Origin of the sequence: Deinococcus sp. Arct2-2 (assembly GCF_004801315.1) — a bacterium.
Classification (GTDB): domain Bacteria; phylum Deinococcota; class Deinococci; order Deinococcales; family Deinococcaceae; genus Deinococcus.
Genome location: NZ_SSNW01000041.1, coordinates 1 through 14,381, shown reverse-complemented (window position 1 = coordinate 14,381; position 14,381 = coordinate 1). Strand labels below are relative to the sequence as shown.

Sequence of the window (14,381 nt, the reverse complement as noted above, 5' to 3'; positions counted from 1 at the left end):
CACTCCCGGCACGACAACCCACCTACGCAGGGGGCAGAATGCAGCCAATGCAAGCCGCCCCTGCTCCTGTTCTCCGTTCTCTGGTCACGGGGCATCCGCCCTACCGCGCCGCCCAATCCGAGATTCGTGACGCTGCCCGCACACTCTTTCCGCGCATGGCGGCCCGCCGGGGCATGCTGGACGTGTTTGCCAACGCTCAAATCGATTCCCGTGCGCTGGCCCGCCCGCTGGAGTGGTACTTGCAGCCACGCGGCTTAGGCGAGAAAAACGCCGTGTTTATCGAGGAAGCCCGCGCCCTGATTGTTCGGCTGGCGCGGGAAGCCTTGGCGCGTGCCGAAGTTGCTCCATCCGAGGTAGATGCCGTGCTGGTGGTCAATACCAGTGGCCTGAGTACGCCCAGTCTGGATGCCCACCTGATAGATACATTGGGCTTGAACCGCCACGCCGTGCGCCTGCCGATTTGGGGGCTGGGGTGCGCGGGCGGCGCGGCAGGCTTAGCGCGGGCCGCCGACTTGGTGCGGGCAGGCTTCCGGCGCGTGCTGCTAGTGGCTGTGGAACTATGCAGTCTGACGCTTGTGAAAGGCGATGAATCCCAAAGCAACTTTGTAGGCACGGCCCTGTTTGCCGATGGCGGGGCGGCGTTGGTGGTCACGGCAGCCGATGTGCCCGGCCCCGCGCCACTGGTCACGCTTCACGGCGCGTACTCCACCCTGATCGAAGATTCCGCCGACATCATGGGCTGGGACGTGGTGGATGAAGGCCTAAAAGTACGCTTCAGCCGCGATATTCCGGCACTCGTGCGTTCTATGATGCGCCAGAACGTGGCCGATGCTTTGGCGACTCAGGGCTGGACTGCTGACAACTTGACCTATGTCGTTCATCCCGGCGGAGTTAAGGTAGTCGCCGCCTACGAAGAAGCCCTAAGCCTCGGCGCAGGCACGTTGGATGCTAGCCGCCGCGTATTAGCCGCGCACGGCAACATGAGCAGCGTCACCGTGCTGTTTGTACTGGAAGAAGTGTTGAAAGGCAGTCCCAGTGGGCGCGGTCTTCTCAGCGCGATGGGGCCGGGATTCAGCGCCGAACATGTCTTGCTGGCCTTCTGAATCCAGCCCCGCCTAACTCTTACCGATTCTGCTGCGGCAAATTAATATTCGGGTTGGTCACTTCGTCAGGCAAGTGGTCTACCTGCTTGGCTTTTTCGGCCATTCCCTTATCCTGAATCTGCTTAATGTCGTGCAGGTCAGAGGTGTCTTTGCTGCCGCCTTCTGGGTGGCGGGCAGGTGGGGCGGGCTTCGTGTGATCGTCGCTCATAGGCAAACCTCCGGGGAAAAGATATAGATGGCTGTCTGTTCAGCTTACGCGCCTTTTGCCGCCCGCCCCTGCTTGCTTAAGGTCTGCTCAAGTTCCCGTTTCTGCCCCAAAGTTGTTGTCTCTATAGAGGTAACGCCGTCTCTGTGTGGGGAACGGGTGCCGTGCTGCGCGGGGAAGACTATGATAGTGGGCGTCGAGATGACCTGCCGGGCGTAACGCTGGGTGTGCAAGATAGACTAGGCCCTCAACACAGTGCTTAAACACAACGTTGGACAGGGTTCTTAGGAGGAGATGCGAGCATGGCGATGAATCTTTTCGGTGCGCGGGACACGCTGGCTACACGGGCCGGGCAAAAACTCTACTTTTACAACCTGAATAAACTTCAAGATCAGGGCTTTGATATCAGCAAGCTTCCGGTGAGCGTGAAAGTGCTGCTGGAAAGCGTGCTGCGCGAGGCCAACGACTACGATGTGCGGAGTGAAGACGTGCGGACCGTGGCAGGCTGGAAGGCCGTCAACGAAGAAGTGGAAATTCCGTTCAAGCCTGCTCGCGTGATTTTGCAGGACTTCACGGGCGTGCCTGCCGTTGTCGATTTGGCCGCCATGCGGAGCGCGATGGTGGCGCTCGGCGGCGATCCCAATAAGATCAACCCGCTGATTCCTGTCGATCTGGTCATTGATCACTCGGTGCAAGTCGATGAATTCGGCACCGATTTTGCGCTGGCGAACAACATGGCGCTGGAATTTGAGCGCAACCGCGAACGCTACGAGTTCCTGCGCTGGGGCCAGCAAGCCTTCGACAACTTCGGCGTTGTGCCGCCCGCATCCGGCATCGTTCACCAAGTCAACCTCGAATACCTCGCCAAAGGCGTGCAGAGCCGCCCCGAAGACGACGGCATCGTGGTTTATCCCGATTCCCTCGTGGGTACCGATTCACACACCACCATGATCAACGGCCTCGGCATCGTGGGCTGGGGCGTGGGCGGGATCGAGGCCGAAGCCGTGATGTTGGGCCAGCCGATCTACATGCTGATGCCCGAAGTCGTGGGCTTCAAGGTCACGGGGGCAATGCCCGAAGGCGCAACCGCCACCGACCTCGCCCTGCGCGTCACCGAGATGCTGCGTGCAGCGGGCGTGGTGGGCAAATTCGTGGAGTTCTTCGGCCCCGGCCTGAGCAACATGACCCTGCCTGACCGCGCCACGATTGCCAACATGGCCCCCGAATACGGCGCGACGATGGGTTTTTTCCCCGTAGACGACGAAGCGCTGCGCTACCTGCGCCGCACCGGACGCTTGGAAGACGAAATTGAATTGGTGGAGCTGTACTACAAGGCTCAGGGCATGTTCCGCACCGATGAAACGCCTGATCCAACGTTTACCAGCAACATCGAACTCGATCTGGGCACCATCGTTCCCAGCTTGGCAGGCCCCAAGCGCCCGCAAGACCGCGTGAATTTGGACGGCATGCACACGGTGTTTGCCGAAGCCCTGACCGCGCCCGTCAAGTCACGCGGCTTCGAACTCACCGAAACCCAACTGCACGCACAGGGCACCATCGGCGGCACCGACATCAAGATCGGTCACGGCGCGGTCACACTGGCGTCCATCACGTCCTGCACGAATACCAGCAACCCCAGCGTGCTCATCGCCGCCGGACTGGTCGCCAAAAAAGCCGTGGAGAAGGGCCTGAAGTCCAAGCCTTGGGTCAAAACTTCTCTGGCCCCCGGCAGCCGCGTGGTCACCGAATATCTGGAAATGGCGGGCCTGCAAACCTACCTTGACCAGATCGGCTTCAACACGGTGGGCTACGGCTGCATGACCTGCATCGGCAACTCTGGGCCGCTGCCCGAACCTGTGGTGCAGGCCATTACCGAGGGCGATCTGGTGGTCGCGTCGGTGCTGTCGGGCAACCGCAACTTCGAGGGCCGCGTGAACCCGCATATTCGCGCCAATTACCTCGCCTCGCCCCCGTTGGTGGTGGCCTATGCGCTGGCTGGAACGGTGGTCAACGACATCGTCAACGACGCTATCGGCACCGACCAACAGGGTCAGCCGGTGTATCTGCGCGACATCTGGCCCTCCAACGCCGAAATTCAGGCCATCATGGACAGGGCCATCAACGCCGAAATGTTCAAGAAGGTCTATGACGGCATCGAGAAGAGCAACGCCGACTGGAACGCCATTCCGGTTAGCGAGGGTGCCTTGTACGACTGGAACGCCGATTCTACCTACATCCAGAATCCGCCTTTCTTCGAGAATCTGGCGGGCGGCCCCAGCGAAGTCGTGAGCATTGAAGGTGCGCGTGCGCTGGTGAAAGTGGGCGACTCTGTAACTACCGACCACATCAGCCCCGCCGGAAGCTTCAAGGCTGATACGCCCGCTGGCAAGTTCCTGATGGACAACGGCATCGCGCCCAAGGATTTCAACTCCTACGGTTCGCGCCGGGGCAATGACCGCGTGATGACCCGTGGCACTTTTGCCAACATCCGCCTGAAGAACCAGTTGGCCCCCGGCACGGAAGGCGGCTATACCACCGACTACACCACCGGAGAAGTCAGCTTTATCTACGACGCGGCCCAGAACTACAAGGCCAGCAATATCCCGCTGGTGGTGCTGGCGGGCAAGGACTACGGCATGGGTTCCAGCCGGGACTGGGCCGCCAAAGGTACCTTCCTCTTGGGAGTGAAGGCCGTGCTGGCCGAGAGCTTCGAGCGTATTCACCGCTCCAACCTCGTGGGCATGGGCGTGCTGCCGTTGCAATACAAGAATGGCGAATCTGCCGAGAGCCTAGGCATCACGGGCGACGAAACCTTCGATGTGCTGCTGCCCGGCGATCTGAAGCCCCGCCAAGACGTGAGCCTGCGCGTGACCAAAGACGGCCAGAGCCGCATCGTGACCGTGCAGTGCCGCATCGATACGCCTGTAGAGATCGACTACTACAAGAACGGCGGCATCTTGCAAACCGTTCTCCGCAGCATTTTGGCTAAGGGTGAAGTCGCCAAGGCGTAAGCTTTAAGATTACTGACTTTGTTGAGAAGGGGGCCGATCCGGTAAATGGATCGGCCCCCTTGTTTTGGTGAAATTACAGAGTCACGCCATCGTAGATTTCGTCTAGGCCCAGTTCTACGTTTACACAGGGCAGCTTGACTTTGTTTTGCACCGTTTCCTGCGTCCATCCATTGGGTAGCCGTCTGTACAGTTCGGCAGCCCGGTTCTCGCTGTCCACCAAGAGATATCCTTACAAGCTAGGTAGACTCAAGTGATCTTTGACTTTGTAGGTCATATCCACCTGGCGCGTTCCAGCACTCAAGATTTCTACAATCAGGCACGGTTCTTCTAAGGCAGTGGCCTTATTGCTGAGCTTCTCGCAACTGATGACCAAATCCGGGTAGTAGAAACGTTTGCTGTCTATGCGCTGCACATGAACCTTCATATCGCTTTGGTAGACGTGGCAACCAGCGTTGCGTGCAGGACGGTAGAGGGCGACGTGAATATTGCTAGTAATCAGGTTGTGGGCATTGGTGGCCCCCGCCTGTGCATACACAAATCCATCCACATATTCCCGGCGTACCGGGCTGTCTTCCTCAGTCCGCAGGTATTCCTCTTCGGTTAGTGTTCTGAGGGCCGGATCGCTCATGCGCCTATGGTACGCCCACCCCAGCCGCGCAACACAGCAAAAAACGCCGCCTCCAGCTACAGGAAGCGGCGCTTAATTCCTGTAGTCAGCCCTTTCGCACGCGCTCTGTGGCGTGTTCCGGCTGAGGATGCTGGAACCAGTGCAGCATCAGCCCCAGCACCACGAGGCTATACAGACTCAGCAGCACGAACAGCGGCATTCCGGGCTGGGTGGCGTGGGCATAAGCGCCCACCAGTTGCATCAGGATCAGCACCAGCAATACTCGGGGGCGGCGCTCGGGAAAACGGGTATAGGCGTAGACGCCTGCAATAACGCTAAACAACAAGGGCAACGCGAGGGCGTTAAGCATCTCTTGATCCATACCTCATTTTGCTCCGTTCTTTGTTCCACGAACGTCACAAAGAATCAGGTTCTTTAGACAAGCTCTTAATGTGTGCGGAACGGTGTTAAGTAGATCACGTCAATTGATAGTGCCGGAGCTTGTCGGCGTCTAAAGCGTGGTGCCGGAGAGAGGCCACATCCAGCCAGCCGTCTTCAAACCTAATCGGCTGATCTATCAAGTCGTCCCTCAGCTTCAGCACAAAGCTCAGTTCGCAGGGTTCGGTCACTTCGGCCTGTGTAGACAACAGCGCGGCGTGAATAGTGCCTAAGCCTGTGCTGGCCTGTGAACCCACCATGCCGCGTTTGCCTGCCGCCGCCGCCGCCTGCAACATCGCTAGGCCATCGGTAAAGCCGTTGCGGGCCGTCTTCGCATTCAAAATGTCGAAGGTGTCGAAGTCCAGTTCGCGTGTCAAATCTGCGGGCAAAAAGCAGGAATCGTCGGCCACGATGGGCAGCAAATGGCGGGCGTACAACTCTACCCGCGCCCGCAGGTCACGCACGGGCAAAGGCTCTTCCACATACATCAGGCCCGCCTCGCGCATCGCGTCCAGCGCGGCAGGGGCCTCGGCGGGTGTCAGCGTTTCATTGCTGTCGGCGTACAACTGCACCGCTTCCCCGTAAGTGGCCCGCAACTCCCGAATCACGGCCAGATCGCGGGCATGATTCCGGCCCACCTTCACCTTCAGGCAGCGCACGCCTGCCGCCACCACGCGCCCCGCTTCGGCCAGCATTCCGGCAGGCGTGTCTATGCCCAGAATAAAGCTGACGCGCACGCGGGTCTTCGGCCCCAACAGCGTCTCGAACAGCGTTTGGCCGCCCGCTTTGGCCCGCGCATCCCACAGCGCCATATCCAGTGCGCCGCGTGCCGTGTTGTTGTTGGCGACACTGTTTCTGACCCGGTTCAGGGCGTCGGTGTCGGCAATGGGCAGGCCCACCAGCGCGGGCGAGAGGTGGGCCAAGATCGCTACCACACTGCCGGGCGTTTCGCCGTAGATCGTCGGGCGGGGCGGCGCTTCGGCCAAGCCCACCGTGCCGTCGTCTAGCGTCACGCGCACCAGAACATGCTCGGCGGCACTGAGGGCCGAATGTGTGCCCCACGCCAGTGCCGACGTGAGGGGCAAGCGGTAAGGAATGCCTTCAATTCGGGCAATCTTTGCTGTGCTGCTCATGCCTGCTCGCCCGCCCAAGCCGCAACGTTGGCCGCCACACCCGCCGGGTCTAATGCCACCGTATCCAGCACCAGCGCACGCTCAGGTGGTAGCATTCGTAAAAACAATTCGGCAGCGTGTGGGTCATAGTTGCGCCGCTCGGACACCACAATCTTTACTTTAGCCAGAATATCGGCGGCGGCGAAGCCTTGATCGGTCAGTGCATTTAAGTCGTCCAATTCAGAAGGTGCAAACACGTCCTGTACGCCTTTCAATTCCGCCAAAGCTTTCTGCAACTCCTGTCCCGTCCCGCCCGCCACCTGATCGAAGGTATCGGCGCGGCCCAAGAGTCGGCGCACGCGCACTGCATCGGGCGCACCCAACACCACAAATCGCCATGTCGGAAAGTGGGTTGCCGCGTACTGCACTTCTTCCAACCCGCGCAGCCCGTCGAAAACAGGTTGATGGCCCCAGTGCTGGGTGTCGGCCAGCAGCGTGCCCAGCGCGTAAGCCATGCCGCCCGGATGCTCGGCGCGGTACTCGGCGGTCAGGCGAAAGCGTTCTTCGCGGTCGGTCACGGGGCCACCTGCGCGGGGCCAAATCATCACAGCGTCGGTGATTTCGCGGCGATCTGGCAACACTTTCATGGCCGGAGTCACCGCTTGCAGGGCGGCCAGCGCCGTACTTTTACCTACGCCCGTCACGCCCACCAGCACGGTCAACGGCAGGCCAGACAGGGGGGATTCATGGGGGCCAGCATCGGCGGCGGCACGCAAAAAAGGCAAGGCGACAGCTCTGTTCACAGGCACATTCACCGGGTCAGGCTAGCGTTTCTGTGTGTCCCGGCCCCCGCCGATGTAAAGACTGGCACAAGATTGGGTCAAGTGGCTGTAAGTGCTCGCCATGCACAGTTGCGGTTTTTCCTTCTTAGACTCTTAATCGGAGGCGACTATGGCGCGATTACAAGGCGAAAAAGGTGGGGGCGGCGGTACTCTTCTGCTCATCATCTTGATTTTGGTAGCACTGTTCTTATTGGCTTATTTCCTGTATCTGAAACCTCAGGGCATCTTAGATCTCGGCTTCTAGGGCATCTACCTAGGGTTGGCCTGACAAGTTCAGGTTGGCCCTCCCGCCGTTTCGGGCCTGCTCGCCCACCCCTCAACCACACCAGTTCAGCTGCACCATATCGGGAGTCCACCATGATTAAAGGCAAAGAAATTTTAGGCCGCAATATTGTTGCCATCAGCACAGGCGAGCGCGTAGAAAGTGTGCGCGACGTGGTTTTCGATCATCAGGGCAATCAGGTCTTGGGCCTGCTCGTCGATGAAGGCGGCTGGTTCCACGCCGCCAAAGTCGTACCCTTCGAGAAAATCCGTTCGTTTGGCGAAGACGCCATCATGATCGGCAGTGTCGACGACATTACGGGCACCCGCGAAGATGGCCGCCTGTCGGAAGCCATGAGCAGCGACGTGAGCCTGATCGGCATGACCCTGCTGACCACCGACGGCCAGAACCTCGGCAAGATTGCCGACGTGTATTTTGATGAAAGCACCGGCTACGTGGAAGGCTACGAAGCCACAGGCGGCCTGTTTTCCGACCTCAGCAGCGGGCGCACGTTTATTCCGACGCCCGAAAGCGTGCAGATCGGCACCGACGCGGCCATCGTGCCCGTCAGTGTGGCCGCCGCCATGCAGGAAAGCGAAGCGGGCGGGCTTCAGGGAGCCTTGCACTCGGCAGGCCAGAGCATCAGCGGCGCGTATCAAAACGCTGCTGAAGGTGTGAAGGGCGCATACGAGAACATGGCCGAAGCCACCAAAGAGCGCCAAAAAGAGTACTCGGTGGGCAAGACGGCGGGCGGCGATATTACGCTGGAAGACGGCACCGTGATCGTGCATAAGGGCGACACCATCACCGAAGAGCAGGTCACGGCAGCCGAAAGCGCGGGCAAGTTGGGCGCATTGGCGACCGCCGCGACTGGCGGCGTGCTGGCCGGAGCTTACGACTCGGCCAAAGAGCGCGTGCAGGGCGGCATGGAAGACATGAAAACCGCCACTGCCGAACGCCAGTTGACCTACGTGGTGGGCAAGACCGCAGGCAGTGACGTGACCACCGACACAGGCGAAGTGATCGTGCATAAAGGCGTAACTATCACTCCGTTTCAGGCCGAACGCGCCCAACAGACGGGCAAACTTGGGGCGTTGACGGCAGCAGCCACCGGCGGCTCTATTTCCGACAGTGTGCAGGACATCCGCGAACGCCGCGAGATGGATCCTAACTCGCTGGAAGCCACTGTTGGCCGCCGCGTGAAGACCGATGTGCGTGCCCCCAGCGGAAGCCTCGTGGCCGCGCAAGGCCAGATCGTGACGCCCGCTTTGGCAGACCGTGCCCGTCATCTGAACGCTGAAGCTGCTCTTATTGCCGCCACCACCGGAGCCAAAGCCACTTCCGGCGAGGCCAGCACGGGAGCAGGCGCGGGCGCAGCGCTGGCAGGCGGCGTCGCCAGTGTCAGCGAGGGCGCAAGCAACCTGATCGACAAGGCCAAGAGCTGGTTTGGCGAAAAGCGCGAGCAGACCGAAGAAGCGCTGGAAAACCGTCAGCATGAGGCGCAGGAGCAAAAAATCCGGGATGCACTGGGCCGTCCCGTGAACCGCGTGATCTTGGCCCCCGACGATTCCATCATCCTGAATATCGGCGAAATCGTGACGCACAAGGCCGTCGAATCGGCCCGCAGCGGCGACGTACTCGACATCTTGCTGGACAGCATCAGCAAGGAAACTGTGACCATCGACCCCCTCAGCGTCCGCCCGCACGAAACGGGTACGGCGGCGCTGGAAGGGCAAGCCGATTTGGGAGACGCACCTAACGCGCCTGCCAACGCGAACGATCCTCAGCGCCCTATGTAAACAGGGTTTCAAGGCAAAAATAAATAGAGTGGGGCGGCTTTTACTTAGGCTGCCCCACTCTATTTTTATGTTCGATGGTTGCCAATCAATTCCTGAAAATCACCTCTTCCCGCCCAAACGAACGCCGCGCCACCAGTGCCAGCACGAATGCGCCCAGCAAATTTGCGGCGATGGCGATCAGTACGTTTGGAGCCGTGACCGTGCCGCGTACCGTGTCCAGAATGGCGAGCATGGAGCCGAACAGCGGAATGGCGTAGAGGGCTGGCCCGGTGCTGAGGAAGTCGCTGAACTGCAGCAGCACGGCGGGAATCACGATGGCGAGGCTGAGTGGCGTGACGTAGGTCTGCGCTTCCTTGTAAGAACGGGCGTAGATGCTGAGGGCGATCAGGATGGCGCTGATGAGCAGGGCCGCGCTGATGGCCGCCCCGATCAGGGCCACCGCCGCGCCAAAGCCGAGGCTGAGTTGGCCCCCGAACGCCTGCGAGAGTTCTGCGCTGCTGGCCGACTGCCCGCGTTGAAGCAGGCCCCCGACGAACCCGCTGGCAAGGAAGCCGATGATGCTGAAGCACGCGCTGGTCAGGGCGGTCAGGGTGGTCGCCAGTAGTTTCCCGGCCACCACTTCGCCGCGCCGAACAGGGGAGACCAGCAGGCTTTCCAGCGTGCCGCGCTCTTTTTCGCCTGCGGTGGCGTCCAGCGCCGTTGCCATTGCGCCCGTCAGAATAAAGTTCAGCATCAGGAGCGGAATCAGGAATGCTAATTGGCCGCTGCGCTGTTGCTGGGGCGGGCTGGCATCCACAGGTTTGATTTGAATAGGCGTGAGGGTATCGGCATTGAGGCCCAGCGCGGTCAGGCGCTCCAGCGTCAGGGTGCGGTTGTAGGCGTCTACGGTGTCTTTCACTTTGCCGTATGCCCCGGTTTGGGCACGCAAGCTGGTCAGTTTGGCGTAGACCTCCAGCGTGCCGGTGCCGTTGCCCGCACGGGTAGGCAGGGCGGCGGGGGCACGCAGCGCGGCTTCCACGTTTCCATCTGCAACGGCGGCGCGGGGATCGGTGACGGCCACGAGGGTCACGCCCGCACGGGTCACGCTGCCGTCTGGCGCTTTTTCGTCGCGCTGAAGGGCTGCCCGCAGCGTTGCGGGTAATGTTCCGACGACGCCCACCTTTTGGCGTTCCTGCTGCTGCCCACCCACAAATTTGCCCAGCAGTTGCGGCAGCCCCAGCGTAAACACGGGAATCAGCAGCAGCGGAATCAGAACTGTTCCCAACAACGTGCGGCGGTCTCGCAGGGTGGCCAGCAAGTCGCGCACGGCCACGCGCCACACTATGTCGGGGCGCAGGGCTTCCGAGTTACGTTTAGACGGCATATGTTTCTTCTCCTTTGGGCGTACCGCGCAGCAGGGCAAAAAAAGCCCGTTCCAGATTGCGTTCTCCGGTGCGGCTCAAGATGCCCCCCAGCGTGTCTACCGTCACCAGTTTGCCTTCGTGCAAAATTGCCATGCGGTCACAGACTTCTTCGGCCTCGCTCATGACGTGGGTGGAATACACCGTCAGGCGGCCCGGAGCGCGGGTGGCGGCCACAAAATCTAGCAGCGTGCGCCGCGCAAAAATATCGAGGCCGCTGGAGGCTTCATCGAGGATCAGCACGGCGGGATCATGAATGACAGCGCGGGCAATCACCACTTTTTGGCGCATTCCGGTACTGTATTCGCCTGCCCGGACATCCAACGTGCGGCCCAGTTCCAGCCTTGCGTCCAGTTCGGCAATGCGCGTGTCGGTTTGGCTGCGGCTCATGCCGTAAAACCCGGCAAAAGACCGAAGTACCTCGCGCCCGGTCAGGCGGGCGGGCAGGCCCATGCCGCCGTTGACCACGCCCACCACGCGCCGCACCGCTTCGGGGTCGCGCTGTACGTCGTGACCTGCCACAGTCGCCGTGCCGGAAGTGGGTGTCAGTAACGTTGCCAGCAACCGCAGAAGCGTCGTTTTGCCCGCGCCGTTCGGCCCCAGCAGCCCAAAGACTTCGCCGTCGTGGGCAGAGAGAGTTACGTCTGACAGGGCCGTGTGTTTCCCATATGTTTTGGTGAGATTCTGAATATCAAGCATGTTGCTGTACTCCCTCTGGATCGCTGAAAATCTCTTCAATACTTCGCCCGAATACCCGTGCCAAGCGGAAAGCCAGCGGCAAACTGGGGTCATATCGGCCTGTTTCCAGCGCGTTCACGGTTTGGCGGCTCACGTCTAGCGCGGCGGCAAGGTCGGCCTGAGTCCACTGGCGCTCGGCCCGCAGCACCCGAATCCGGTTGTCCATGCCTACCCGCCTGTATCGCGGCGGTACAAGAAGGCGGTCACGGCGTAAAACGTGAGGAGACTGAGGCCCCAAGGGATGTACAGCAGCCACACGGAAAGCTTCAGGTCAGGCGCAGAACCGCTGTTCAGAACGGCTCCGAAATCGGAAAATACGCCCCATGTCAGCAGGCCAGTCAGGGCGAACGTGCCCACGATGCCCGACGCGGCCCACGCCTTCAGGTAGCGGGCGCGGCGAAATTCGTCCATGGTGCGGTATTGCCACAGCATCAGGCCGAGGGCCAGTGGCATAATTAGGGCCACAAACAGAGGAATCCATGCGGGCCGCCGAAACAGCACCGCCATGCCCACCAAAACCAGCAGTGTCAGTGCAATTTCTACCCATTGCGTGCGGCGCATCTGCCGTTCACGCGGCACACGGCGGGGTGATACAGGGCGTGGAGTCGGGGGCGAGGCTGGATTCATTTCATCCGCCCGTCACGGGCAGCCAACACACACCCGACGATTCCCCACACTCCCATTCCCGCCACGTACAACGCCCAAGGCGGTGTATGAAAATTCAGCACTGCCTCCAATGAAATCAACGTTCCTGCCAGCAGCATGACCACCAAAAAGGCGACACTGGCGGCGCGGGCGTGCAGTTGCCGCCCATACTCATCCATTTGGCGAATGCCAAGCACGGTCATGATGGCAAAAAACAGCGGCAACGCAGCAAGAATGCCCGCGCCCAAGGTGTTGAACGCAGGTATGTTCTGCGTCCGCCCAACGGCGACAGCCACCGCGCCCAGCACGGCCACGCTCCCTCCGCCCAGTCCCATCCACAGGCTCATTCTGTTGACTCGGCGTTCACGGGCTGTCGGCACAGGGCGGGTTCGAGATTCGCTCGCATTCATGTCAAGCCTCCTTGACACCAAGAGTAAAGTGAGCTTGACTTGATGTCAAGTTTCTTTTACATATTCGTTCCTAAGAGCAGATTTGGGCGTTTGTTAAGCGTTGGGTCAGCTGACCTTTAAAGGGAAGATGCCCTACGTTTGGGGCCACCGTAAACCGTTTAAGATGCGCCACCTTTTGTGCGTGCCGTGGCCGCTGGGTGCCGATGCTGAAGGCCAACTTGTCGTTCGCTCATCCAAGATGAGAGCAAATCTGTTACAATAGGAAAGTTGAGCTTGGTGGCGTCTTTGTACCCAGTTCAAGAACGCCGCGAAGCTTTTATCCGCTCTAGCTCATCATCTGTAAGGTTTTTTTACTGCTGAGCCGTAAGTGCAGATCAACAAGCGCAGCTTAATCAATCCAATCACGCAGTTTTTATTCTAGCGCCATTTCCCGTTGACGAGCCGTTATCAACAATTGTTTCCCTGCTGCGGCGATTTCCGCAGTATCTCTGGAGGAGAGTGCATGTTTAACCCCCCTACCCTCGAAGACCTGCAAGAAACCCGCCGCGCCAACGAAAAGCTGGTGCTGAAAGCCCTTGAGAGCAAGCCCGAATGGGTGGAAACCGAACTGGCGAAGACCACCAGCTTGGCCCTGTCTCACCTCCGCGCCGCGCTGGCGAGCCTGCTCGATCAGGGCCGTGTGCGCCGCTTGCCCGGAACCGGAACCCGCGCCGTCTACGGTCTGGCCGATCCCGGTCTGGCCGATGTGCCCGCCACGCCCCTCACGGGCGACGCCAAAAAGGTGCGCGACTACCTTGAAGGCCGTGCCGACAGCGCCCTGTACATGAGCGATCAGCTCCGCATGACCCGTGAAGACGTGATGACGGCCCTGAGCCTGCTCAACGCGCACGGCATGATCACCTGCACCTTCGTGGGTAGCTTGGTCATCTTCCGCCTCAAGGAAACGCAGGCACTGGGACAGGAGCAGGCCGTCCCCGCACCGACTACCAAGAAAAAGCAAGTCGCGTAAATCAAGTTCGCCCATCGCCGCGTTCTCCCACTGTGGAGGCGCGGCGGTTTTTTGGTTTCCTGCGTGTTTAATACAGCGTTCTAAATGTTTATACACTTAGGGGATGGGACGGCCAATTCAGTACCGCGTGCAGTTGACCGAAGAGCACGAGACCGCTCTCACCCAACTCTCGACGGTGGGGAAGAGCAGTGCCCGGATGATTCGACGGGCACAGACGTTATTGATGGCGCATCGCGGCATGGAGGATCAGGAGATTGAGCGGGCGTTGAACATCAGCCTGTGCACGGTGAAACCCACTCGAAAACGCTGTGCTCAACACGGCCTCAAGGCGGCCTTGTCTGATGCCTCTCGATCTGGACGGCCACAAAAATTCGATGGGAAAGATCGGGCGGCGATCACGAGCTTGGCTTGCACGGAGGCTCCAGAGGGCCATACCCAGTGGAGCGTTCGGCTGATCGCGGACACAGCTGTGGAATTGCAGCTGGTGGACGGCATTGCGCCGTCCACGGTGTTCTACATCCTGAACAAAACGAACTCCAGCCGCACCGAAAGCGGCACTGGCGTCTTGCCAAACTGACGGCCCATTTCTTGTGTGAGATGGAACGCGTGCTGGAGGTCTACGCTCGTCCCTACGATCCCAACCGCCCGGTGCTGTGTTTCGATGAACGCCCCTGTTTCTTGATCGGGGACGTGATCACCCCGGTTCCAGCGGAACCGGGCAAGACGGCCAAAGAAGACTCCATGTAACGTGAGTTCGGGTTAAGCCACGAGCTTCAAGGGGCCTGCTTGCGGGATCAGCG

At 60.3% G+C, this 14,381-nt stretch carries 18 protein-coding genes; 7 read left to right on the top strand and 11 right to left on the bottom strand.

What is annotated here, in order from left to right:
* Positions 1–38 precede the first annotated feature (38 nt).
* Entirely contained in the window at positions 39–1,103 is a 1,065-nt protein-coding gene (locus E7T06_RS15610) for a chalcone synthase (RefSeq protein ID WP_136366700.1), read from the top strand.
* 19 nt (positions 1,104–1,122) lie between these two features.
* Here E7T06_RS15610 and E7T06_RS15605 read toward each other — a convergent pair whose 3' ends face one another.
* Entirely contained in the window at positions 1,123–1,311 is a 189-nt protein-coding gene (locus E7T06_RS15605; protein WP_136366699.1) for a hypothetical protein, read from the bottom strand.
* Positions 1,312–1,610: 299 nt separating this feature from the next.
* Here E7T06_RS15605 and acnA point away from each other — a divergent pair, with 299 nt between their 5' ends.
* Positions 1,611–4,319 carry an aconitate hydratase AcnA gene (acnA, locus tag E7T06_RS15600; RefSeq protein WP_136366698.1) on the top strand — a complete coding sequence of 903 codons (2,709 nt, stop codon included), beginning with the start codon at positions 1,611–1,613 and terminating at the stop codon, positions 4,317–4,319.
* A gap of 73 nt (positions 4,320–4,392) precedes the next feature.
* On the opposite strand, the gene E7T06_RS21300 is transcribed toward acnA, so the two are convergent.
* From E7T06_RS21300 to E7T06_RS15580, 5 genes are all read right to left on the bottom strand, one after another.
* The gene (locus tag E7T06_RS21300) at positions 4,393–4,536 is read right to left on the bottom strand and encodes a hypothetical protein (RefSeq protein ID WP_168733583.1); all 144 of its coding nucleotides are present in this window, start codon (positions 4,534–4,536) and stop codon (positions 4,393–4,395) included.
* Between the two features lie 12 nt (positions 4,537–4,548).
* Positions 4,549–4,947 carry a Uma2 family endonuclease gene (locus E7T06_RS15595; RefSeq protein ID WP_168733582.1) on the bottom strand — a complete coding sequence of 133 codons (399 nt, stop codon included), beginning with the start codon at positions 4,945–4,947 and terminating at the stop codon, positions 4,549–4,551.
* 85 nt (positions 4,948–5,032) lie between these two features.
* Positions 5,033–5,308: a hypothetical protein gene (locus E7T06_RS15590; protein ID WP_136366697.1), complete on the bottom strand. Its 276-nt coding sequence runs from the start codon at positions 5,306–5,308 to the stop codon at positions 5,033–5,035.
* Between the two features lie 94 nt (positions 5,309–5,402).
* Positions 5,403–6,497 carry an enolase C-terminal domain-like protein gene (locus tag E7T06_RS15585; RefSeq protein ID WP_136366696.1) on the bottom strand — a complete coding sequence of 365 codons (1,095 nt, stop codon included), beginning with the start codon at positions 6,495–6,497 and terminating at the stop codon, positions 5,403–5,405.
* The gene (locus tag E7T06_RS15580) at positions 6,494–7,291 is read right to left on the bottom strand and encodes an ATPase (RefSeq protein ID WP_136366695.1); all 798 of its coding nucleotides are present in this window, start codon (positions 7,289–7,291) and stop codon (positions 6,494–6,496) included. Before E7T06_RS15580 ends, E7T06_RS15585 begins: the two co-directional genes overlap by 4 nt.
* A 136-nt stretch (positions 7,292–7,427) precedes the next feature.
* On the opposite strand from E7T06_RS15580, the gene E7T06_RS22105 reads away from it, so the two are divergent.
* Together E7T06_RS22105 and E7T06_RS15575 are read left to right on the top strand one after the other, a co-directional pair.
* Positions 7,428–7,562 carry a hypothetical protein gene (locus tag E7T06_RS22105; protein WP_276605577.1) on the top strand — a complete coding sequence of 45 codons (135 nt, stop codon included), beginning with the start codon at positions 7,428–7,430 and terminating at the stop codon, positions 7,560–7,562.
* A gap of 113 nt (positions 7,563–7,675) precedes the next feature.
* Positions 7,676–9,379, top strand: coding sequence for a PRC-barrel domain-containing protein (locus E7T06_RS15575; RefSeq protein WP_136366694.1), 1,704 nt, complete (start codon positions 7,676–7,678; stop codon positions 9,377–9,379).
* 85 nt (positions 9,380–9,464) lie between these two features.
* On the opposite strand, the gene E7T06_RS15570 is transcribed toward E7T06_RS15575, so the two are convergent.
* Genes E7T06_RS15570 through E7T06_RS15550 form a run of 5 tightly spaced genes read right to left on the bottom strand, consistent with a single transcriptional unit; the run spans position 9,465 to position 12,572 of the window.
* A complete protein-coding gene (locus E7T06_RS15570; protein ID WP_240741106.1) occupies positions 9,465–10,742 on the bottom strand; it encodes an ABC transporter permease in 1,278 nt (425 codons plus the stop codon).
* The gene (locus E7T06_RS15565; protein ID WP_136366693.1) at positions 10,732–11,478 is read right to left on the bottom strand and encodes an ATP-binding cassette domain-containing protein; all 747 of its coding nucleotides are present in this window, start codon (positions 11,476–11,478) and stop codon (positions 10,732–10,734) included. The genes E7T06_RS15570 and E7T06_RS15565 overlap by 11 nt, the downstream gene beginning before the upstream one ends.
* Entirely contained in the window at positions 11,471–11,683 is a 213-nt protein-coding gene (locus E7T06_RS15560) for a helix-turn-helix transcriptional regulator (protein ID WP_136366692.1), read from the bottom strand. Before E7T06_RS15560 ends, E7T06_RS15565 begins: the two co-directional genes overlap by 8 nt.
* A 2-nt stretch (positions 11,684–11,685) precedes the next feature.
* The gene (locus E7T06_RS15555) at positions 11,686–12,144 is read right to left on the bottom strand and encodes a hypothetical protein (RefSeq protein ID WP_136366691.1); all 459 of its coding nucleotides are present in this window, start codon (positions 12,142–12,144) and stop codon (positions 11,686–11,688) included.
* Complete coding sequence (locus E7T06_RS15550; protein WP_240741105.1) at positions 12,141–12,572, bottom strand: hypothetical protein; 432 nt, start codon at positions 12,570–12,572, stop codon at positions 12,141–12,143. Before E7T06_RS15550 ends, E7T06_RS15555 begins: the two co-directional genes overlap by 4 nt.
* A 502-nt stretch (positions 12,573–13,074) precedes the next feature.
* Between E7T06_RS15550 and E7T06_RS15545 the strand changes: the two genes are divergently transcribed.
* From E7T06_RS15545 to E7T06_RS21295, 3 genes are all read left to right on the top strand, one after another.
* A complete protein-coding gene (locus E7T06_RS15545; RefSeq protein ID WP_064014413.1) occupies positions 13,075–13,581 on the top strand; it encodes a hypothetical protein in 507 nt (168 codons plus the stop codon).
* A gap of 103 nt (positions 13,582–13,684) precedes the next feature.
* On the top strand, positions 13,685–14,158 hold the full coding sequence (locus E7T06_RS15540; RefSeq protein ID WP_136366690.1) for a helix-turn-helix domain-containing protein: 474 nt from the start codon (positions 13,685–13,687) through the stop codon (positions 14,156–14,158).
* A gap of 20 nt (positions 14,159–14,178) precedes the next feature.
* Positions 14,179–14,328, top strand: a complete 150-nt coding sequence (locus E7T06_RS21295) for a hypothetical protein (protein ID WP_168733581.1) — start codon at positions 14,179–14,181, stop codon at positions 14,326–14,328.
* The last annotated feature ends 53 nt before the right edge of the window (positions 14,329–14,381 follow it).

Coding starts and splice junctions, on each gene's coding strand:
- E7T06_RS15560 (WP_136366692.1), bottom strand. CDS start 11,683: ATGGACAACCGGATTCGGGTGCTGCGGGCCGAGCGCCAGTGGACTCAG.
- acnA (WP_136366698.1), top strand. CDS start 1,611: ATGGCGATGAATCTTTTCGGTGCGCGGGACACGCTGGCTACACGGGCC.
- E7T06_RS15575 (WP_136366694.1), top strand. CDS start 7,676: ATGATTAAAGGCAAAGAAATTTTAGGCCGCAATATTGTTGCCATCAGC.
- E7T06_RS15555 (WP_136366691.1), bottom strand. CDS start 12,144: ATGAATCCAGCCTCGCCCCCGACTCCACGCCCTGTATCACCCCGCCGT.
- E7T06_RS15570 (WP_240741106.1), bottom strand. CDS start 10,742: ATGCCGTCTAAACGTAACTCGGAAGCCCTGCGCCCCGACATAGTGTGG.
- E7T06_RS15610 (WP_136366700.1), top strand. CDS start 39: ATGCAGCCAATGCAAGCCGCCCCTGCTCCTGTTCTCCGTTCTCTGGTC.
- E7T06_RS15545 (WP_064014413.1), top strand. CDS start 13,075: ATGTTTAACCCCCCTACCCTCGAAGACCTGCAAGAAACCCGCCGCGCC.
- E7T06_RS15590 (WP_136366697.1), bottom strand. CDS start 5,308: ATGGATCAAGAGATGCTTAACGCCCTCGCGTTGCCCTTGTTGTTTAGC.
- E7T06_RS22105 (WP_276605577.1), top strand. CDS start 7,428: ATGGCGCGATTACAAGGCGAAAAAGGTGGGGGCGGCGGTACTCTTCTG.
- E7T06_RS15565 (WP_136366693.1), bottom strand. CDS start 11,478: ATGCTTGATATTCAGAATCTCACCAAAACATATGGGAAACACACGGCC.
- E7T06_RS15550 (WP_240741105.1), bottom strand. CDS start 12,572: ATGAATGCGAGCGAATCTCGAACCCGCCCTGTGCCGACAGCCCGTGAA.
- E7T06_RS15595 (WP_168733582.1), bottom strand. CDS start 4,947: ATGAGCGATCCGGCCCTCAGAACACTAACCGAAGAGGAATACCTGCGG.
- E7T06_RS15605 (WP_136366699.1), bottom strand. CDS start 1,311: ATGAGCGACGATCACACGAAGCCCGCCCCACCTGCCCGCCACCCAGAA.
- E7T06_RS15585 (WP_136366696.1), bottom strand. CDS start 6,497: ATGAGCAGCACAGCAAAGATTGCCCGAATTGAAGGCATTCCTTACCGC.
- E7T06_RS21295 (WP_168733581.1), top strand. CDS start 14,179: ATGGAACGCGTGCTGGAGGTCTACGCTCGTCCCTACGATCCCAACCGC.
- E7T06_RS15540 (WP_136366690.1), top strand. CDS start 13,685: ATGGGACGGCCAATTCAGTACCGCGTGCAGTTGACCGAAGAGCACGAG.